The sequence below is a fragment of the Erythrobacter sp. S57(2025) genome, from assembly GCF_057365055.1.
Genome location: NZ_CP200299.1, coordinates 2,965,135 through 2,984,304, shown reverse-complemented (window position 1 = coordinate 2,984,304; position 19,170 = coordinate 2,965,135). Strand labels below are relative to the sequence as shown.

General features: G+C 56.8%; 17 protein-coding genes and 1 tRNA gene. 7 read left to right on the top strand and 11 right to left on the bottom strand.

Going from position 1 to position 19,170, the window contains the following annotated elements; all coding sequences use genetic code 11:
* Positions 1 to 9: 9 nt before the first annotated feature.
* The 5 genes from AC0V6N_RS14300 to AC0V6N_RS14280 all read left to right on the top strand — a co-directional run bounded on the left by AC0V6N_RS14300 (position 10) and on the right by AC0V6N_RS14280 (position 4,803).
* Positions 10 to 1,059 carry a DUF475 domain-containing protein gene (locus tag AC0V6N_RS14300; RefSeq protein WP_486172206.1) on the top strand — a complete coding sequence of 350 codons (1,050 nt, stop codon included), beginning with the start codon at positions 10 to 12 and terminating at the stop codon, positions 1,057 to 1,059.
* A gap of 43 nt (positions 1,060 to 1,102) precedes the next feature.
* Positions 1,103 to 1,176 (top strand) — tRNA-Gly (locus tag AC0V6N_RS14295).
* A gap of 35 nt (positions 1,177 to 1,211) precedes the next feature.
* Positions 1,212 to 2,144: a sulfate adenylyltransferase subunit CysD gene (cysD, locus tag AC0V6N_RS14290; protein ID WP_486172205.1), complete on the top strand. Its 933-nt coding sequence runs from the start codon at positions 1,212 to 1,214 to the stop codon at positions 2,142 to 2,144.
* Complete coding sequence (gene cysN, locus AC0V6N_RS14285) at positions 2,144 to 4,060, top strand: sulfate adenylyltransferase subunit CysN (RefSeq protein ID WP_486172204.1); 1,917 nt, start codon at positions 2,144 to 2,146, stop codon at positions 4,058 to 4,060. Before cysD ends, cysN begins: the two co-directional genes overlap by 1 nt.
* Positions 4,061 to 4,068: 8 nt before the next feature.
* On the top strand, positions 4,069 to 4,803 hold the full coding sequence (locus tag AC0V6N_RS14280; protein WP_486172203.1) for a 3'(2'),5'-bisphosphate nucleotidase CysQ: 735 nt from the start codon (positions 4,069 to 4,071) through the stop codon (positions 4,801 to 4,803).
* Here AC0V6N_RS14280 and AC0V6N_RS14275 read toward each other — a convergent pair.
* The 8 genes from AC0V6N_RS14275 to pepN all read right to left on the bottom strand — a co-directional run bounded on the left by AC0V6N_RS14275 (position 4,786) and on the right by pepN (position 14,486).
* Complete coding sequence (locus AC0V6N_RS14275) at positions 4,786 to 5,388, bottom strand: OmpA family protein (RefSeq protein ID WP_486172202.1); 603 nt, start codon at positions 5,386 to 5,388, stop codon at positions 4,786 to 4,788. The two genes, AC0V6N_RS14280 and AC0V6N_RS14275, sit on opposite strands and share 18 nt — an antisense overlap.
* 12 nt (positions 5,389 to 5,400) lie before the next feature.
* Positions 5,401 to 7,254, bottom strand: a complete 1,854-nt coding sequence (locus tag AC0V6N_RS14270; RefSeq protein WP_486172201.1) for a cation:proton antiporter — start codon at positions 7,252 to 7,254, stop codon at positions 5,401 to 5,403.
* 68 nt (positions 7,255 to 7,322) lie between these two features.
* Complete coding sequence (locus tag AC0V6N_RS14265) at positions 7,323 to 7,859, bottom strand: adenine phosphoribosyltransferase (protein WP_486172507.1); 537 nt, start codon at positions 7,857 to 7,859, stop codon at positions 7,323 to 7,325.
* Positions 7,860 to 7,981: 122 nt separating this feature from the next.
* A complete protein-coding gene (locus tag AC0V6N_RS14260) occupies positions 7,982 to 8,836 on the bottom strand; it encodes a cytochrome c1 (RefSeq protein WP_486172200.1) in 855 nt (284 codons plus the stop codon).
* A 52-nt stretch (positions 8,837 to 8,888) separates the two neighbouring features.
* Positions 8,889 to 10,214, bottom strand: a complete 1,326-nt coding sequence (locus tag AC0V6N_RS14255; RefSeq protein ID WP_486172199.1) for a cytochrome b — start codon at positions 10,212 to 10,214, stop codon at positions 8,889 to 8,891.
* 62 nt (positions 10,215 to 10,276) lie between these two features.
* Positions 10,277 to 10,825 carry a ubiquinol-cytochrome c reductase iron-sulfur subunit gene (gene petA, locus AC0V6N_RS14250; RefSeq protein WP_486172198.1) on the bottom strand — a complete coding sequence of 183 codons (549 nt, stop codon included), beginning with the start codon at positions 10,823 to 10,825 and terminating at the stop codon, positions 10,277 to 10,279.
* A gap of 224 nt (positions 10,826 to 11,049) precedes the next feature.
* Positions 11,050 to 11,697 (bottom strand): peptidoglycan editing factor PgeF, encoded by a 648-nt coding sequence (gene pgeF, locus AC0V6N_RS14245; protein WP_486172197.1) that lies wholly within the window; start codon positions 11,695 to 11,697, stop codon positions 11,050 to 11,052.
* A gap of 131 nt (positions 11,698 to 11,828) precedes the next feature.
* Positions 11,829 to 14,486: an aminopeptidase N gene (gene pepN, locus AC0V6N_RS14240; protein WP_486172196.1), complete on the bottom strand. Its 2,658-nt coding sequence runs from the start codon at positions 14,484 to 14,486 to the stop codon at positions 11,829 to 11,831.
* Between the two features lie 53 nt (positions 14,487 to 14,539).
* Between pepN and AC0V6N_RS14235 the strand changes: the two genes are divergently transcribed.
* Complete coding sequence (locus AC0V6N_RS14235) at positions 14,540 to 15,355, top strand: Rossmann-fold NAD(P)-binding domain-containing protein (RefSeq protein WP_486172195.1); 816 nt, start codon at positions 14,540 to 14,542, stop codon at positions 15,353 to 15,355.
* On the opposite strand, the gene AC0V6N_RS14230 is transcribed toward AC0V6N_RS14235, so the two are convergent.
* Complete coding sequence (locus AC0V6N_RS14230) at positions 15,332 to 16,252, bottom strand: DMT family transporter (protein ID WP_486172194.1); 921 nt, start codon at positions 16,250 to 16,252, stop codon at positions 15,332 to 15,334. The two genes, AC0V6N_RS14235 and AC0V6N_RS14230, sit on opposite strands and share 24 nt — an antisense overlap.
* Positions 16,249 to 17,256 carry a threonine aldolase family protein gene (locus AC0V6N_RS14225; protein WP_486172193.1) on the bottom strand — a complete coding sequence of 336 codons (1,008 nt, stop codon included), beginning with the start codon at positions 17,254 to 17,256 and terminating at the stop codon, positions 16,249 to 16,251. Before AC0V6N_RS14225 ends, AC0V6N_RS14230 begins: the two co-directional genes overlap by 4 nt.
* 52 nt (positions 17,257 to 17,308) lie before the next feature.
* On the opposite strand from AC0V6N_RS14225, the gene AC0V6N_RS14220 reads away from it, so the two are divergent.
* The gene (locus AC0V6N_RS14220) at positions 17,309 to 17,614 is read left to right on the top strand and encodes a GNAT family N-acetyltransferase (RefSeq protein ID WP_486172192.1); all 306 of its coding nucleotides are present in this window, start codon (positions 17,309 to 17,311) and stop codon (positions 17,612 to 17,614) included.
* On the opposite strand, the gene AC0V6N_RS14215 is transcribed toward AC0V6N_RS14220, so the two are convergent.
* Positions 17,611 to 19,167 (bottom strand): PH domain-containing protein, encoded by a 1,557-nt coding sequence (locus AC0V6N_RS14215; RefSeq protein WP_486172191.1) that lies wholly within the window; start codon positions 19,165 to 19,167, stop codon positions 17,611 to 17,613. The two genes, AC0V6N_RS14220 and AC0V6N_RS14215, sit on opposite strands and share 4 nt — an antisense overlap.
* Positions 19,168 to 19,170: the final 3 nt, after the last annotated feature.

Genomic DNA, 19,170 nt, shown 5'->3' with positions numbered 1-19,170 from the left:
GGCCTTCTTATGTTAAAACACTTCTGGGGCTCGTTCCTCTTTACCGCCATCGGCCTTGCTTTGGGTGCATGGTATGGTTGGTCGTTGCATGGCACTGTTGAAGGTATGCTTTCGATCCTTTGGATCTGCGCAGTGCTTGCCGTGCTCGAAGTGTCGCTTTCGTTCGACAATGCAGCGGTTAACGCTTCGATCTTGAAGGACATGGACCCGGTTTGGCAGCAGCGCTTTCTCACTTGGGGGATTGCGATCGCGGTGTTTGGGATGCGGATTGTCTTCCCGGTGGTGATCGTGATGGTTGCGGCAAAACTTGGCCCCATCGACGCTGTCAGTTTGGCTTTGAGCGAGCCCGCCGAATATCAGCGCATCGTGAGCGACGCGCATATTGGCCTGATGGGCTTTGGCGGCGCGTTTCTGGGCATGGTCGGGCTCAAATTCTTCTTCGATTCCGACAAGGAGCTTAATTGGATTGCTGCCATCGAGCGCCCGCTGGCCAAGGTGGCGGATATTGAAGCTATTTCCATCGGCCTTGTGCTACTCGCCACGTGGGCAACATCGACCATGCTCGCAGAAGCAGATGCACTGACCTTCATCATCGCAGCGATTGGCGGATTGCTCACCTATCTCGTGGTCGAAATCGTCAATCATGTGCTTGAGCCGCCCACACCATCGACCGGCGACGTAGCAAAGGCAGGATTTGGCGCGTTCCTCTATCTCGAAGTGCTCGACGCAAGCTTCTCTTTTGACGGTGTGATCGGAGCCTTTGCGCTCACCAACAATCTGATTATCATCGCAATCGGCCTTGGCATCGGGGCGATGTTTGTGCGCTCCATGACTATCTTCCTAGTACGCAAGGGCACGATGTCCGAATACCGCTATCTCGAACATGGCGCGTTCTATGCGATCCTGGCGCTGGCGACGATCATGTACATCAACACCTTCGCCCATATTCCTGAGGTGATTACCGGACTTATCGGTGCGGTATTGATTGGCCTCGCCTTCTGGGCATCGGTGCGCGCCAACCGTGCCGATGTTGAAAGCGGAGCCGCAATGGAAGCTTGAGTTTTGTTGCCTGTGGTGGCAATGGCGCTGCTTCAAAGAGCGGGCGGGTATAGCATAGTGGTAATGCTCTAGCCTTCCAAGCTAGCTAGAGGGGTTCGATTCCCCTTACCCGCTCCAAAGCTTCACCCCCGACAATCAAATCTTTGTGTTTTTTGCGTCGTCGGGGCACTAGCTGCTCTGCCATGCGAACGCTTACCCATCTCGAACGGCTTGAGGCCGAGAGTATCCATATCTTCCGCGAAGTCGTGGCCGAAGCTGAGAATCCGGTCATGCTCTATTCCGTCGGCAAAGATTCGTCGGTGATGCTGCACCTGGCGCGTAAAGCGTTTTACCCCTCGCCTCCACCGTTCAAGATGCTGCATGTGGCATCCGGCTGGGACTTTCAGGCGCTGCTCGATCACCGCGATAAGACGGTCAAGGAATATGGGCTGGAGCTGATCGTTGCGCAGAACGAAGACGCCGAGGAACAAGGCATCAACCCGTTCGACACAGGCAGCGCGCTTTATTCGCAGGCGCAGCTGACCGACCCGCTGAAACGCGCACTTACCGAACATGGCTTTGACGCTGCTTTTGGCGGTGGGCGGCGTGACGAAGAAAAAGCGCGCGCGAAAGAACGCGTATTCTCATTCCGCACGGCCTCACACCGCTGGGACCCAAAGAACCAACGGCCCGAGCTGTGGAACCTCTACAACGCCAAGAAGAACAAGGATGAGAGCATCCGCGTCTTCCCAATCTCCAATTGGACCGAGCTTGATATCTGGCAGTATATCGCGCTGGAAAAGATCGACATTGTGCCGCTCTACATGTCCCAGAAACGCCCGACCGTTGAGCGTGATGGCATGTTGCTGGTGGTCGATGATGACCGCTTCCGCCTTGAAGAGGGCGAAGAGCCAGTCGAACGCTCGGTTCGTTTCCGCACTTTGGGTTGTTACCCCTTGACCGGCGCGACTGAGAGCGATGCGACCGATATGAGCAAGATCATTCAGGAAATGCTGCTTGCGACCGGATCTGAACGGCAAGGTCGCGCGATCGACAAAGGGCAATCAGCCTCAATGGAAGACAAGAAGCAAGAGGGGTATTTCTGATGACCACTCACGATAGCTCTTTCCAAACAGACGCGCTGATTGCCGAAGACATTGACGCCTATTTGGATCAGCATCAGCATAAAAGCCTGCTGCGTTTCATTACCTGCGGCAGCGTGGATGATGGCAAATCGACCCTGATCGGGCGGCTGCTTTACGACTCCAAAATGATCTTCGAAGATCAGCTCACCGCGCTTCAATCCGATAGCGCGAAGCACGGGACGCAAGGCGAAGAGATCGACTTTGCATTGCTGGTTGATGGCCTTGCCGCAGAGCGCGAACAGGGCATTACCATTGATGTTGCCTACCGCTTCTTCACCACGGAAAAGCGCAAATTCATCGTCGCCGATACGCCGGGGCATGAACAATATACGCGCAATATGGTCACCGGAGCATCCACCGCTGACTTGGCCGTGATCCTGATCGATGCGCGCAAGGGCGTACTCCAACAGACGCGGCGGCACAGCTATCTGGTGCATTTGCTGGGCATCAAACATCTGGTGCTGGCGGTGAACAAGATGGACTTGGTGGACTACGACCAAGCCGCCTTTGACGCGATTGTCGCTGAATACACCGAGTTCGCGCAGGAAGTGGGCATTGAAAGCTTCACCGCGATTCCGATCTCAGGCTTCAAAGGCGACAACATCACAGCGGCCCCCTCAGCGAATACGCCCTGGTATTCTGGGCCTGCACTGATCTCACACCTTGAGAATGTGGAGGTCGCCAACGCCGCTGCGCAAGAACGCTCATTCCGCATGCCGGTACAATGGGTGAACCGCCCGAACCTCGATTTCCGCGGCTTCGCCGGCCAGATCACGGGCGGCACAGTCAAACCGGGCGATCCTGTGCGCGTCGTGCCCGCAGGCAAGACCAGCACGGTCAAAAGCATAGCGACCTTCGACGGCGACTTGGACGAAGCGGTTGCAGGCCAATCGGTCACCATCACCCTTACCGATGAGGTCGATTGCAGCCGGGGCGACGTGCTGACCGCCGCCGATGATCCTGCCGAAGTCTCAGACCAGTTCTGCTCCACTATCGTCTGGATGGACGAGACCGCGATGAAACCGGGGCGCGGATATTGGCTCAAAATCGGCAGCCAGATGGTCACCGCAACGGTGCAGGCGCCGAAATATGAGATCGACGTCAACAGCCTCGATCACTTGGCTGCTAAAACACTTGGCCTCAACGCAATCGGCGTGGCTGAATTTGCGACCGACAAACCGATCGTTTTCGAACCCTATGCCAAGAGCCGCCAGCTCGGCGGGTTCATCCTGATCGACAAGTTTACCAATGCAACCGTTGGTGCGGGCATGATCGAATTCTCGCTCCGCCGCGCGCAAAACGTGCATTGGCAACCGACGACGATTACCCGTGATGATCACGCGCTGCTTAAGAACCAGAAACCGCGTGTGCTGTGGTTCACAGGGCTTTCGGGCTCGGGCAAGTCAACCATCGCGAACGAGGTCGAAAAACAGCTCGCCTTGATGAACCGCCACACCTTCCTGCTCGACGGCGACAATGTGCGTCACGGGTTGAACAAGGATCTCGGCTTTACGGAGACCGACCGGATTGAAAACATCCGTCGCATTGGCGAGGTTGCAAAGCTGATGTCGGATGCGGGCCTGATAGTGCTCACCGCCTTTATCTCTCCCTTCCGTGCAGAGCGGCAGATGGTGCGTGAAATGCTACCCGAAGGTGAGTTTATCGAGATATTCGTCGATACGCCGCTCGAAGTGGCAGAGCAGCGCGATGTAAAAGGTCTCTACAAGAAAGCGCGTGCTGGCGAGCTTGCCAACTTTACAGGCATCGACAGCCCCTATGAAGCGCCTGAGACGCCTGAAATTCGCGTGAACACCGTGGATATGACGCCGACTGAGGCTGCAGAATACATCATCAGTCAGATATTGCCGCTCAAATGAGTGCAACAATGACCGATGCGCAACTAGCCGCCCACTTGGCTGAAGTGGCCGGGCGCTTATTGCTCGATGTGCGCGATGCAAGAGTGTTTGAAGGTAAGGCGCTTGGCTCTGCCGGCGATGCAACAGCCAACCAATTCTTATGCCACGCTCTTCGCGCAGCGCGACCGGAAGATGCGCTGCTTTCCGAAGAGGAAAAGGACGACATCGCGCGCTGCTCTATGAGACGCGTCTGGATTGTCGACCCTGTCGATGGGACGCGCGAATATGGCGAGAAGCGCAGCGATTGGGCGGTACATGTTGGGCTGTCAGTTGACGGCGTTGCGACCACCGGAGCTGTTGCACTGCCTGGCCTCGATGGCGGAGTGGTCCTGCGCACCGACACTGTAAACCCTCTGCCACCAGCAGCCGAGAAACCACGCTTCCTCGTTAGCCGATCACGCCCCGCCAAAGAGGCTGAGGCCGTGTGCGAAGCAATGGGCGGAGAGCTTGTCCCAATGGGCAGCGCCGGCGCAAAGGCGATGGCCGTTGTGCGTGGAGAAGCTGAAATCTATCTTCACTCAGGCGGGCAATATGAATGGGACAGCTGCGCACCGGTCGCGGTCGCGCTTGCTCATGGCCTGCATTGTTCGCGTATTGATGGGTCGCCGCTACGCTACAATCAGACGGACACCTATTTGCCTGACCTCCTGATCTGTCGCCCCGAATATGCGGAAAGAGTGCTCGAACTAGTCGCTGGCCTCTGAGGCACCGGAGTCATCCGGTGAACTTGCGTCAGGCGGAACGATCAAGACCTCGACCCGGCGATTAAGCGCGCGTCCTTCTTCATTCGGTGAACCGTCTGGCAAAGCGTTGGGTTCAATTGGGTTCTGTTCACCAAAGACAATCACGTCGATGCGTGTTTCATCGACGCCGTGATCGATCAGCCACGCTGCGACCGCCAAGCCGCGCATTTCTGCAGCATCAGCGTTGACCCTATCACTGCCTGCCGAATCGCTATGAGCGCGCAAGACAATCGGGCCTCCCAATTCGATTTGCTGCGATCCGATCACCTCTTGCAGGCCAGCTAGACCGGCCTCGTCAATCTCATCGCCCCCATCAGGGAAACCGATCGTGACGTTAAGGGGCTCCAGAACGTCAGCCATCACCTCCTCCTGCTCAGCCTCTACATCAGGGCGCAGAATGGACACGGTTTCCGCCTCTGCCGCAGAGGATGCCTCCCTCGCATCAGGCGCATCTTCCACCGATGTTGGCTCATATTTGCACGCGACCAACGCACCCGTAAGCGCCAAAGCGATACCAATCCGTCCAAGCCTTATATTCGTCCTCATGATCCCATAACCTTAAGCCGTTTGCGGCTTTGCTGTGCCCTCGTTCTTGGGAGAGGGGCGTTTGATTTGCGGCGGCGCAAAGGTGATGATCGTATCGCCTGCGCGCGGCTCTGGCGCAGCAGCGTGGGTGAAGAAGCGCAAAGTGCCATCATTGCGTACAAGCAGCAGCATCGTGGCGCTATCAGGCAGTTTCTCCTGAGCGTCTTCATAGTCGAACTCGTCCGACAATTTGGTCTTTTTGAATATCCAGCCCTCGCGCTGTCGGTCATTCACATCGGTCACGCCAAAACCGCTTTTGAACAAAGCACGCCCGCGAATACTCTCTGGCAATGCGTGGCGGTCATCGCCTTCGCTGTCTTCGCCCAATTGATAGACACTGTCGCGACCCACCTCATGTGCGAACTCATTGCAGACCAGCGCGTTGTAGGCTTCATTCTCGGTGGCAGCGACTAGCACCTGAAACGGCGCGAGGTCGAGATTGTGCTCGGTCGCCTCATTCAGGATTTCACCGTGGTAAAAGGGCAGACCTTCGCGCCGCGCCGCGCCCAGCCTTTGCCAGCTGGGGTCTACGATCATAACGGGGGTCTTGATCGCCTCCATCTGCTTGGCAAGAGCGATAGTCCAAGGCGTTGAGCCAACGATCAGCAATCCGGGTCGCGATGTGCCTTTCACGCCGAGCCATTTGGCTGCGAGATTGATAGTGAAGCCGTGCGCGATCACAGTCATCACCACGACTGCGAAACTGAGACCGATCAGTAGCTGACCACCCTCAATCCCAAGATCTCCAAGGCGAAGCGCGAATAGGCCGCAGATCGCGACCAACACGATCCCGCGCGGAGCGATCCAGGCGACAAACAATCGCTCCTTCCACGGCACATCGGTACCAAGCAGACTGAGGAGAACGGTCGCCGGCCTTACCAAAAACAGCAGCGCGAGCAGGAATAGCAGTGGGCGGATGCTCGTCTGGGGGTTGAGATAGGTCAGCTCCTCCCATTTGAGCGACGCCGACAGCAGGATGAAGATACCTGAAACCAGCAGGATCGCGATGTTTTCCTTGAACGGGTGGATCGAACGGATGCTGGCCACATCGCGGTTTGCAAGCGTGATGCCCATGACGGTCACGGCGACTAAACCCGCCTCATGCTCAATGGAATTGGTCAGCACGAAGACAGCGATCACCGTGGTGAAGAGCACCGGCACTTTAAGAAACTCAGGGATCGCACCGCGGGGGAAGAGATAAGCGATAAGCCGCGCCGCAGCGTAGCCGATCAGACCAGCCAGAATGGCTGCAATGATCAGAGGCGGGACGACATCGATGACAGATGCATCGGGAAATTCCTTTACGCGGCGAAAGTATTCGTAGGCAATCACCGCGCACAATGCGCCGGTGGGATCATTGACGATGCCTTCCCATTTCAGGATCGAGTTGGGACGTGGTTGGATGTTCGCTTGTCGCAGCAAGGGGACAACCACGGTCGGCCCGGTGACGATCAAGATACCGCCAAACAGCACCGCTACCGGCCAGACAAGGCCCGCAATATAATACCCAGCAAGCGCGCCGAGCACCCATCCAATCAGCACGCCAACGGTCGCAAGCCGGATTACCGCTCTGCCCGAATGGCGCAGCTCGCGTAGGTCTAGGCTGAGGCCCCCTTCGAACAATATCAGCGCCACACCGACGCTAATCATCGGATCGAGCATTTCGCCAAAGGTGGCTTCAGGATCGATCAGGCCTGTGATGGGGCCAGCGATAAAACCCGCAGCGAGCATGAGCACAATCGCTGGCCAACCTGTACGCCACGCAATCCACTGCGCCCCTATTCCAAGGGCGCCGACAGTGGCGATGACAAGAGCTTGCGATTCCATAGAAAAGTGTGATCCTTGCTCTTACTACACGCGGGCGAAAGCTATGTTCCAAGGCTGGAACAACGATTCTAGTCGCCTTCGAACTCCATAAGCGTCGCAACATCCACAAGTGCGGCGCGCAATTTCGCAGCGCCGCCAAGGTCAGGCAGGTTTATCACGAACAACGCATTGGAGACCTTGGCTCCCGCTTTGCGCAGCAGTTGTACGGCGGCGAGCGCGGTTCCGCCTGTGGCAATGAGATCATCGACGATCACCACTGTCTCTCCTTTGCTCACAGCGCCGGGATCCATCTCCAGCCGGTCCGTGCCATATTCAAGCGCGTAATCGACCCCGATCGTTTCAATCGGCAGTTTTCCGGGCTTTCGCACCGGCACAAAGCCAATCCCAAGTTCTACTGCAACAGCTGCGCCAAAGATAAAACCGCGCGCTTCCATCCCTGCGATTTTCTGAGCGCCCGCTGCGCGAGCCAGATTGGCGAGGTGATGGACGCTTGCCGCCATGCCTTTCGGGTGGCCGATCAGCGTTGTGATGTCGCGGAACTGAATTCCGGGCTCTGGAAAATCAGGAACTGTCCGGATCAGCTCTTTAAGCGCCTCAGGAGACATGACTTCACCGCTCATCCATTTGATCCTTCGCACATAGTGAAGTCTTAAAGCACAAGCGCCCCATCATCGCCAATGGATGATGGGGCGCTTGTTGAATTGCGTTAGCTGTTGGCGCTTGTGCCTTAGCTCTTCCGTTTCTTACCAGCCCAGATCGACTTGTAAGAAAGGAAGCCGAGCATGGTGGCGAACAGCAGGAAGCCGATCACGAACCAACCGGTTTGCTTACGTTGGATCAGCGATGGTTCGCCGGCCCAAGTGAGGAACGCGGTAACGTCCTGCGCCATCTGCTCTTCGGTTGCTTCAGTGCCATCGGAATAAGTCACAATTCCATCAAGGAGCTGCGGCGGCATCGCGATGTTGATGTTGTAGAAATACTCGTTGAAATACAGGCCCGGAGGCGTTTCGAAGTCTGGTGACTTGGCAACGTCTGCGGGGTCAGGCTCATTGTAGCCCTGCATCAGCGAGTAGACATAGTGGACGCCGTCATTCCGGGCCTTGGTGATCAGCGAAAGATCAGGCGGGATCGCATTGTTGTTAAACGCCCGCGCTTCCACGTCATTGGCATACGGAGCGGGAAAATAGTCGGTCGGCAGGCCGGGACGCTCAATCGCCGAACCGTCTTTCCCGTCAATGCCGGGCACCATCCATGTTGCCGCTTCGGCGCGAACTTCGTCTTCGTTATAACCGATTTCAGCAAGATTGCGGAAAGCGACATATTTCAGGCTGTGACAGGCTGAGCACACTTCTTTGTAGACTTGATAGCCTCGCTGAAGCTGCTGCGTATCCCATGTACCCATCGGGCCGTCGAAAGAGAAGCCGCCTTCAGGCGCAATGTTCTCTTCCTGAAAGGCGTAATAATCGGGCTTTTCCGGAAAACCATCCGATACCAGAGTCGAAACTCCGGGCACGAGCGACCACAGCAGCAGTACTGCTGTCAGGCCTAGGCCAAGGATGATGCCTCCAAGTCGAATTGTCATGACCTAACTCTTTCTCGTTTTCGGGTCAGTGATTGTCGTAATGCTCGATCGCTTACTCTGCGGGAACTGCTGCAGCAGGCGCTGAAGAAGGGGTTGCCGCATCATCCTTCTTTCCAAGCACCGCCTCGGTGATTGAGAAAGGCAGCGCCTTTGGAATTTCGATCTGACTGATGATCGGAAGGATCACCAGGAAGTGAAGGAAGTACCAAGCCGTCGCGATCTGGCTGAGCAGGATGTAAGGCTCTTCGGCCTTTGCACCGCCAAGATAGAACAGCGCCGCCATGTCGATCACGAAGATCCAGAAGAAGATCCGGAACAGTGGGCGGTATGAACCTGAGCGCACGGGGCTCTTATCAAGCCATGGCAGGAAGAACCAGATTAGGATCGAACCGAACATAGCGATCACGCCAAGCAATTTGGCTTCGATCAGAACAATGCCTGTGAACGGGATCGTGAGGTCGCCGGTAAAGGCACGCAGGATCGCGTAGAACGGATAGAAATACCATTCAGGAACGATCAGAGCCGGTGTCGAAAGCGGGTTCGCTTCGATCCAGTTCTCCGCATGGCCCAGCGCATTCGGCGCAAAGAACACGATGGCTGCAAACAGTGTCAGAACCAGACCCAAGAACCAGCCATCCTTGGCGGTGTAATATGGGTGGAACGGCACAGTGTCGCTTTCCTGCTTCACTTCAACACCGGTCGGGTTTGAAGAGCCAGGGATGTGCAGCGACCAGATATGCAGGATCACAACACCTGCGATTACAAACGGCAACAGGAAGTGCAGCGAGAAGAAGCGGTTGAGCGTCGAATCGTTCGGCGCATAGCCACCAACCAACCAGACTTGCAGCGGCTCACCTATGAACGGGATCGCGCCAAACAGGCCGGTGATCACTTTCGCTCCCCAAAAGCTCATCTGACCCCATGGCAAAACGTAGCCCATGAAAGCTGTCGCCATCATCAGCAAGAAGATCACCACACCCAGCAGCCAGATCATTTCACGCGGCGCTTTGTATGATGAGTAATAGAATCCGCGGAAGATATGCAGGTAGATCACCATGAAGAAGAAGCTGGCGCCATTGGCGTGCGCATATTTCATCATCCAGCCGTAATTCACATCGCGCATGATGTGCTCAATCTGGCCAAATGCGACGGCCGTGTTCGCAGCATAATGCATCGCCAGCACAACGCCGGTGATGATCTGGAACATCAAGAAGAAGCCGGCGAGAACGCCGAAATTCCACATGTAGTTGAGGTTGCGCGGAACCGGATATCCTGCACCCACAGCGTTGTAGACGAGGCGCGGCAGCGGCAGCTTCTCATCAATCCACTTGGTGAAATCGTTTTTCGGTTCGTACTGATTGGCCCAGGCGAAGCTCATAATGCTCTCTTGCTCTTTACTCAGCGTGTAACTTTAGGTCGGCTGTATCGAGTTACGTTCGATCACCCGACGCGGATGGTGCTTTCAGACGTGAATTCAAATTCAGGCACCGCAAGGTTAGTTGGCGCAGGGCCTTTGCGGATGCGGCCAGCGGCGTCGTAGTGCGAACCGTGGCAAGGGCAGAAATAGCCGTCAAACTCACCCTTGTCCTCACCCTCACCAGCGCCGAGCGGCACACAGCCGAGGTGCGTACATACGCCAAGCTGTACCAGAATATCGGCATTGCCTTCACCCAAGCGGTCGGCAAGCGTTTCAGGGTCGCGAAGCGTGACCGCGTCATCGGCTTGCGCTTGGGCAATTTCCTCTGGCGTCATGCGCTTAACGAAAAGCGGCTGATCCCGGAATACGCCCTTGATCGATTGACCCGGCTCAATAGCAGACACGTCCACATCGGTGGTCGATGCCGCGAGCACATCTTTGGTCGGAGCCATCTGGCTCACCAATGGAAACAGAACCGATGCCCCGCCTACGCCGGCGGTGCTGACAGCTGCAATATGGATCCAATCGCGGCGACGAACGCCGTCTTCGATACCTTCTGCAGTGGAAGCCATAATCAATTACCCTGCTCGTTTTGCCGCAAGCGGATTTGCCCTCTTGCGGATTTCACTGAATTGCCCTGCCGCAAATCCTGCGTCAGGGGTTTCTTGATTTACCCTGTTGGGAGCCGAACGCACATCTTGCACTTTCGATCCCGGTTTGGCGCGCCATATACTTCAAATCGCCGCGAATCCAACTGTGTTTTGAGCATCCTTCGTTCGCTTGTGTGCAAGCGCGTTTAGGAAACCGCTATCATACTGATTTGCCTGCCATAGTTGGGATCATCATTTTGTGAGGCGCGGCGATAGGAGAAATATCTGTCAGGGTTGGAGAAAGTATCCTGTGCGATATCGGTAACATCCACTAGCCCGTTTTCGCGCAATTTGGTGAGGATGTAGGATGGCAAATCGAAGTGCCAGCGCTCCAATCCGGCCCTCACCGCCGCGGGCGCGAAGTGCGGCTCGTCACTCGCATCGAAGTTCTCGCGAAAGGCTGCATCAACTTCATAACTCGGCTGCGCAATGGTGGGGCCAATCGCAGCGGCAATATTTTCTCGCTTCGCTCCCAATGCTTCCATCGCTTGGATAGTGTTGCAGAGCACGCTGCCATTTTCATCACCAACAGCGCCGCGCCATCCAGCATGAGCGGCACCAACCACTCCCGCTTGGCGATCTGCGAACAGCACTGGCGCGCAATCGGCTGTGACGATGCCAAGGACAATATCCGACCTGTTCGTCACAACGGCATCAGCCACCGGCCTTCCCTCCGGTTCATCAGGCCAGACATTGCCAATGGTCACAACGTCAGGTGAATGGACCTGATGCGGAGCCAAGAGCGGTGCACCTTGCACAATTGCATCGGCTGCCGCTGCACGAAGCGAGCGCACATCTTCAGCTTTTCCAGGGCCCCCAAACCCAAATTGGTGTGCGCCGTCGCATGATCCAAAAAAGCCATGCGGAATCCCGTCCAAAACATCAGCCCGAGCAATATCGAAGGTCGGTTTGGGCTGCACTTGTACTAACCGTTTAGGCTGCGAGACACCTGCTCGAACGTATCGCGAGAGAGGTTCTCGGCCTCTGCAATCCGTTCAAGCTCAGCTTTCATCAAAGCTGCACGTCCCGGTTCAATCCGTCGCCAGCGACCTAGCGGCGAGACAAAGCGCGCCGCCGTTTGCGGATTGATCGGGTCAAGCGCGAGGATCACATCCGCGATCATCCGATAGCCCGCCCCGCTCGCATCATGAAACGCCGAAGGGTTGCTCGCAAAGGCCATGTAAAGGGAGCGCACGCGGTTCGGGTTGCTCATTGTGAAGTCGGCATGCTCAGCCAGCTCGCGCGTTTGCTTTATCACATCCGGATGCAGCGAGATTGCTTGCAAAGTGAACCATTTGTCGATGACCAGATCGTTGCCTTTGAAGCGGTCGTAAAAGGCCGTCAAAGCCTCCTCCCGCTCCAAGGTTTCGAGCGATGCCAAAACCATCAACGCGCCTTGTCGGTCGGTCATATTGTCCGCACCTTTGAATTGCGCAGATGCCAGCAGGTTTGCCGTGCCAGGATCGCCAGCTGCCAACAGGCCGAGGCTTGCAGACTTTACTTTGCGCGCGCCGCGGCCATTGGCATCGCCAAGTGGAACCGCCGCAACCCGATCATACAATTGCCCCAACTCACTGCGCAGGTTAACGCCGATCATTTTCTTGAGGTGCTCTCGCGCATCATGGATCGCGCCGGGATCAGCTTTTTGTCCGTCAGACGCCATTGCTTCGAACAAATAGGTTTCGCTTGGCAGCAACATCAACTCACCGCGCATATTGTCGTCAAGCGCGTCGTCTACGAGGATCGAGCGGAATGCTCCGACGATGGCATCTATTGCGTCGCCAATATCTTCCCCTCGGGCAGCGGACACCAGATGGCCAACCGCCAACTCCTGCAAAGCTTCATAGCGAGCAAAGGGATCGTCATCCCTCGCGGCGAGGAAGACGAGGTCTTCGCGGCTCAGCGCACGCTCGATAATCACGGGCGCCGTGTATCCGCGATTGATAGACACCACGGCATCGGGTCCGGCAAGCGGAAGCTCGAATGTTTGCTCGCCCTCGGTCAATACAATCAGGTTCTCCTCGCCCAGCATCTCACTCTCACGAGAATGCACTGCCACACGCAGCGGGATCGGCATGGGTTGTTTGTCTGATTGACCGGGCGTTGCGGGAACAGTTTGTTTGAGCGTCAGGTTCAGAACACCGCCTTCGATGCTTTGGGTAGCGATGATGTTTGGTGTGCCAGCCTGATGATACCACAGGCGGAATTGTTCAAGATCAAGCCCCGCTCCATCCTCTATTGCTTTGACGAAATCCTCGCAGGTAGCCGCTTCGCCATCGTGGCGGTCAAAATAGAGGTCAGTGCCCGCGCGGAAGCGTTTAACGCCGGCCATTGAGCGCATCATACGGATGACTTCGGCGCCTTTATTGTAAACGGTCGCGGTGTAGAAATTGCTGATCTCGCGATAGCTATCCGGGCGGATTGAATGTGCTAGCGGCCCTGCATCTTCAGGGAATTGCGCAGCACGAAGGATGCGCACATCCTCAATCCGCTTCACCGCTTCGCCGCGCATATCCTGACTGAACAGCTGATCGCGCAGCACGGTAAAGCCCTCTTTTAAGGAGAGCTGGAACCAATCGCGGCACGTAATCCGGTTGCCTGACCAATTGTGGAAGTATTCGTGCGCAATCACGCCTTCGACAGCGTCAAAATCACCATCGGTCGCGGTCTCTACATCGGCGAGAACATATTTGGTGTTGAAGACGTTGAGGCCTTTGTTCTCCATCGCCCCCATGTTGAAATCGCTGACGGCGACGATGTTGTAGAGGTCGAGGTCATATTCGCGTCCAAAGGTCTCTTCATCCCACTTCATGGAACGGTGGAGCGATTCAAGTGCGTGATCAGTGCGTTCAATGTCCTCAGCGCGGACCCAGATATTGCACTCCACTTCGCGGCCAGACATGGTGGCGAACGGCCCGGACTTCGCAACCAGGTCACCAGCCACGAGTGCGAAGAGATAGGACGGCTTAGGCCATGGATCGTGCCACTCAGCATAGTGCCTGTCCCCTGACAAATCACCCTCACCCTCTTTGTTGCCGTTGCAAAGGAGGATCGGGAACAGCGCCTTATCGCCCACCATGCGAACGCTGTAAGTGGAAAGCACGTCAGGGCGGTCTGGGAAGAACGTGATGCGCCTGAAACCTTCAGCCTCACACTGTGTGCAAAGCATTCCATTGGATGCGTAAAGGCCCATCAAAGTGGTGTTGGTGCTGGGATTGATTGTGGTGGCAATCTGGACTTCGTGCGTGCCCTCTGCGTCCGGGATCATGACCACAATATCATCGCCATAAATGCCAACATCTGCAGGCTTGCCGTCAACGCTAACAGATGTCGCCTTCAACCCATCACCGTTCAGCCGCAATTCCTGCGATGGCTCAGCCGCCGGATTACGCTCGATCATGAGGCGCGATGTGACTTGTGTTTCTTCAAGTCCAAGATCGAAATGAAGCGATGTATGCGGAACGAGCCACGGATAGGGCGTGTAATCCTCTCGCCGGATCACCGGCGGCTCTTTTGGGGTAGGGGCGGCGTCAGCAAGAACTGGGGTGCCATCAGCGGTGGTGGGTTTGGCTGCAATATCCATGACGCTATGATTTAGATTGATTTTGCTGCGCGTCTAGCTGCACTAGGCCCAGCATGGCGCGATTATTGATCTTTGGCCTCGGCTACACGGCAAAACGCATCAAATTTGCAGTGGAGGCACTTGGCTGGCAGGTCGATGCGACAGGTAGTGCGGGCAATGTTGATTTTACGGATCGCGCGGCGGTGATTGGTGCGCTTGGGCAGGCAACACATGTCCTTTCCTCGGTTCCACCTGACCGGGAAAGCGGTGGTGATCCAGTGTTAGAGCATTATTCCGAAGAGGTCTTTGGCGTCGAGTTGGAACGAGCGGGGCTGTTTTACCTCTCATCAACCGGTGTCTATGGTGATGCACAGGGCTCTTGGGTCGATGAGAGCACGCCGACAATTGCCGAAACCGGCGAGGGTCGGCGCAATGCCCGAGCTGAGGCGGACAAAGCTTGGCTCGATATGGGCGCGCGCGTCTTCCGCTTGCCCGGCATCTACGGCCCCGGCCGAAGCGCGCTTGACCGGGTTCGCGATGGCCGGGCGCGGCGGATTGATTTGCCGGGGCAAGTTTTCAGCCGTTGCCATGTCGATGATATTGCGAGCGGAGTGGTTGCAGGGATGACGAACAATGCTCCTCCCGGTGCCTACAATCTCGGCGATGACCTCCCCATCAGCGGCAATGCCGTGACAGAGCATGCCTGCGCTTTGCTTGGTGTGGAGCCTCCTAAAATGGAGACGCTGGAGGAAGCCAAGCTCTCCCCCATGGCGCGCGGCTTTTATGGCGAGAACCGCCGTGTTGCGAATAGCAAAGCGAAACGCATGCTAGGCTGGCAGCCACAATATCCGACTTATGCCGAAGGCTTAGCGAGTTTGCTTGGCTCTTAAGGCCAAGACCATCCCAATTACCGCGAGAACCATTCCGCCAGCAGTCAACCAAGTCCATTGATAGCCTTCGAATAAAGTCGAGAGCAGCATCGCGACCGAGATCGTCAGGATCGAATTGTAGGCTGTGCGCCCCGCCCCGATTTCGCGCACCAGATTATAGTGCAGCGGGAAGGTGATGACTGACCCGATTAGCGCCAGATAGACAATCCCCATCCAGTATTTGCTCGAAGTTGGCAAAGGCGGCGGGCCGGCGGTTGCCCAAGCGAAACCAAGGTCAAAGATAGTGCCGTAGAGGATAGCCCATGCGAGCAAGCTCACCATTGGTACAGCGCGGCCCGTGGGGTTGGCTTGTATAACATTGGCAACGGATGCGGCCACGATACCCAGCATCGCAAGCGCAATCCCCCAGCCCGGATCGCCGCCGATCACGCCTGCATCGGGATTTGCATACCATTCGTGGAACAGCAGCGCTGACACACCCGCAATCGCAATCGCGCTGCCGATCAGAAAGCCACCTTGGACGCGCTCACCCAAAAAGAGCCTGCCGAACAGGGCGTTGGGTACCATCAGCAACCCAAACATCATCGCGACAATGCCTGAGGTCACATACAGCTCGGCGTGATAGACAAATAGGAAGTTGCCGCTGAATTGGAATATCCCGACAAACGCCGCGAGCATGTGCTCAGGCCGGGTTAGCTTCAAACGGCGCTTCATCAAGAATGCGACCAAAAACAGCGCAGGGGTTGCTAGCGCGAAACGGTAGAACACCGACCACGCAGCTGGCACGCCGTCAATCTGGCCGGTTATCACCAGCCAAGTGGACCCCCAGATCGTGCCAGTGAGCAGGAATGGTATGATAACGCGGGGTGTCAGCATCCCGCTAGAAGGGGCGCTCATAGAGCAGCAATAGCCTTGCCCAGGGCGCTCGCATCCTCAGCGCGCGTGTCCCACGCCGTCACAAAGCGGGCAGCGTATTCGCCCCAATCATAGAAGGCAAAGTCTTGCGCGCGCAATGCATCGCGCTCTGCTGCGGATAGGCGCACAAACAGCTCGTTCGCTTCGACCGGATGCATCAGGCGATCAGCACAGCCGCTGGCGATATCTTGCGCTGCCGCATTGGCATGGCGCGCATTGCTGAGCCACAGATCACCATCAAGCATCGCGAGGATTTGTGCTGCCAAATAGCGCCCCTTGCATTGCAAATGGCCTGCGCGCTTGCGGCGATATTTGACCTCTGCGGCGCGGTCGGGATCGAACAGGATTACGGCCTCTGCGGACATGCCGCCATTTTTGATGAAGCCGAATGCAAGACTGTCGACGCCGCCCGCTGCTGCTGCCGCATCACCGCCCAGAAACGCTGCGGCATTGGCAAAGCGGGCACCATCCATGTGAAGGCCCAAACCGCGCTGCTCGGCAAAGGCGCTCAGTAAGGCGAGTTCGTCGGCATTGTAACTGCGGCCATATTCACTCGCCTGCGTGATGGCGATGGCATGAGGCTGCACCTGATGCACATCATCACGGATCGGATCGATCAACGCCGCGATATCTTCCGGTGTTAGCTTTGCTCCTTCGCCACCTGCCAGCATCAGCTTTGCTCCGTGGAGATAGAAACCCGGCGCGCCGCCTTCGTCGACTTCGATATGCGCCTCTTCATGGCAAATCACGCCGCCATGGGGTTGAACCATGGTCCCCAGCGCCAGGCAATTGGCCGACGTGCCGGTGGCCGTCCAAAGCGCGGCGCAATCCCGGCCAAACAAAGCACTAAAGCGCGCATCAAGCTCCGCCGACAAAGCATCGCCATCATAGGGATTATCCGCGCTGTCTGCGGCCTTCATCGCCTCCCACACCTTTGGGTGGACGGGGGCGGCATTGTCGGAGAGAAAGGGTTTAAGCTGTGTCATGGCTCATCCGCCTCTAACCGCGCAGCCACCAAGTGCAAGCAGGAGCATGCAAATGACTGATCGCAATTCCGGCGTCACCATTACCCATCTCGACCACGGGAAGGGGGGCAGATATGTCGCGCAGGTGCCCGGCAAAGAGACGGTCGGCTACCTTGAATGGGAACCGCAGACAGAGGGCGTTCGGGTGGCCACACACACTATTGTGCCGCCAGAGATTGGCGGTCGCGGGATTGCCGGTTTGCTGGTCAAGCGCCTGATTGCGGACGCGCGCGAGCAGGGTTTCAAGGTCGCCCCTCAATGCTGGTACGTCGCCAAGAAATTCGACAAGAATCCAGAATGGGGTGACTTAAGGGCCTAAGCGCTTTCCAATTGGGAGAAATCCGTGGCGGCAATTGTCTCCAAAACCTCACGCCGAACCGCGCGCGCGCGTTCCACCGGGATTCCGGGAATTGAAAATTCTCCGCCCGCCTGCCCCAAATGTAGCGTCGCATAGCCACGCCACCTTGAGATTGGTCCCTGCGAAATCTCAACCGAATGCAGTTTTAGCCGGGTCGCAATATGGCTGCGCGGGGCAAGTACACCGCGGCTCGCCATGATCTGTGTTTGATCGAGCGCGTGACGCTGAAACCGCCAAGCTAGAACATTTGCGATGGCCGCAATCCCTGCCAGCACCAACGGTATGCCAGTCGCGAGGGCGGTCCATTCCGGCGAAAAGATCGACGTGGCGACAAACGCTGCAATGGCCGCGACCACGAAAAAGATCGCATCGCCAACTGCGCTATCAAACAAATACTTTTCGGTTGCGCGGTGCCAATCGGCGTCTTCAGCAGGAAGGTGGAAACCAGCCGCTTCGACAATCGGATCAATTTCAGCGAGCTTGGCAAAGGGCGCGACCACATGGTTCGAAGCACCCATATCTTGTGCAAGGCTGACAAAGCTCAAACCGTGCCAGCCGAACCGATATCGCAGAAATCCGGTGCCCAGTTTGACACCTTGAACACGGTGGATGGGCATCACGACATCGGTTTTTGTCAAAAGGCCTCGCCGCCGCCTAAATCCGCGTTCAGTTCGCTCAAGCAAAAAGCCCCATTCGCGCAAGAATACTCGCACCATGCCGGTTGCAGAGCCCACGACGAAGACGAGCGCGAGGCCTGCAAGCGCAGTCAGTGCCTGCACGCCGGGACTTGCAGTGGTGATCTGGTCAGTCAGCCCGCCATCACCAATCGTGAACCAACTCAGCCAGAAATCAGGATCCGCCAGATCAAAATCGACCAGATTGCCAGCATATTGGAACAGACCGAACAACACCGCGAAAACGGCGAGTGAGAATTCAAAAATACCAAATGTGAAAAGCCTGCCCGGCCCCATTGTGAAAAGCGGCTCTCCTTCTTCCTCGTCAGAGGGTCGCGAAGCTTCATCTGTCTGGGTGGTAGCGACTGCTTCAGCATCGCGGCGGGTGCGGACCAATTGACGCAGCTCTTCGCCATCTTCCTCAGTCAGGAAATTTAGGCTGAGATCGTCGCCCCCGCCTGCTCCGGTTTCGAACTTCACCGCGACCAAGCCGAGGAGCCGCGGGATTAGCTTTTGCTCAAGGCTTACATCTTGAATGCGGTCATAGGGCACCGAACGAGCAGAGCGGCTCAGAATGCCGCTTTCGACGCGAATATCAGCCGCGCCAACGGTGTAGGTCAGGCGCTTCCATCCCAGATAGGAAAAGAGCGCAGAGACCACAAAAATCGCAATTCCAACGCCCAATCCGATGAACAGACCCATGCCGCTAATGCCTGTGCTCACAGCCGCTGCGATGGCCGGAAATACGGCATTCTTTAGACCCGCAATCGCCCCCACCAGCACGCTTACAGGCGCGGTATTGCGTGGTTCTGCCGTCGCATTTTCATCAAGAGCGCTCATCGT

What these genes read in the sequence shown, in the direction of transcription:
- AC0V6N_RS14300 (WP_486172206.1), top strand. Translation starts at nt 10, where the DNA reads ATGTTAAAACACTTCTGGGGCTCGTTCCTCTTTACCGCCATCGGCCTT.
- pepN (WP_486172196.1), bottom strand. Translation starts at nt 14,486, where the DNA reads ATGGATATTGCAGCCAAACCCACCACCGCTGATGGCACCCCAGTTCTT.
- AC0V6N_RS14255 (WP_486172199.1), bottom strand. Translation starts at nt 10,214, where the DNA reads ATGAGCTTCGCCTGGGCCAATCAGTACGAACCGAAAAACGATTTCACC.
- AC0V6N_RS14230 (WP_486172194.1), bottom strand. Translation starts at nt 16,252, where the DNA reads ATGAGCGCCCCTTCTAGCGGGATGCTGACACCCCGCGTTATCATACCA.
- AC0V6N_RS14215 (WP_486172191.1), bottom strand. Translation starts at nt 19,167, where the DNA reads ATGAGCGCTCTTGATGAAAATGCGACGGCAGAACCACGCAATACCGCG.
- AC0V6N_RS14270 (WP_486172201.1), bottom strand. Translation starts at nt 7,254, where the DNA reads ATGGAATCGCAAGCTCTTGTCATCGCCACTGTCGGCGCCCTTGGAATA.
- cysN (WP_486172204.1), top strand. Translation starts at nt 2,144, where the DNA reads ATGACCACTCACGATAGCTCTTTCCAAACAGACGCGCTGATTGCCGAA.
- AC0V6N_RS14275 (WP_486172202.1), bottom strand. Translation starts at nt 5,388, where the DNA reads ATGAGGACGAATATAAGGCTTGGACGGATTGGTATCGCTTTGGCGCTT.
- AC0V6N_RS14220 (WP_486172192.1), top strand. Translation starts at nt 17,309, where the DNA reads ATGACTGATCGCAATTCCGGCGTCACCATTACCCATCTCGACCACGGG.
- AC0V6N_RS14265 (WP_486172507.1), bottom strand. Translation starts at nt 7,859, where the DNA reads ATGTCTCCTGAGGCGCTTAAAGAGCTGATCCGGACAGTTCCTGATTTT.
- AC0V6N_RS14260 (WP_486172200.1), bottom strand. Translation starts at nt 8,836, where the DNA reads ATGACAATTCGACTTGGAGGCATCATCCTTGGCCTAGGCCTGACAGCA.
- AC0V6N_RS14235 (WP_486172195.1), top strand. Translation starts at nt 14,540, where the DNA reads ATGGCGCGATTATTGATCTTTGGCCTCGGCTACACGGCAAAACGCATC.
- AC0V6N_RS14280 (WP_486172203.1), top strand. Translation starts at nt 4,069, where the DNA reads ATGACCGATGCGCAACTAGCCGCCCACTTGGCTGAAGTGGCCGGGCGC.
- AC0V6N_RS14225 (WP_486172193.1), bottom strand. Translation starts at nt 17,256, where the DNA reads ATGACACAGCTTAAACCCTTTCTCTCCGACAATGCCGCCCCCGTCCAC.
- petA (WP_486172198.1), bottom strand. Translation starts at nt 10,825, where the DNA reads ATGGCTTCCACTGCAGAAGGTATCGAAGACGGCGTTCGTCGCCGCGAT.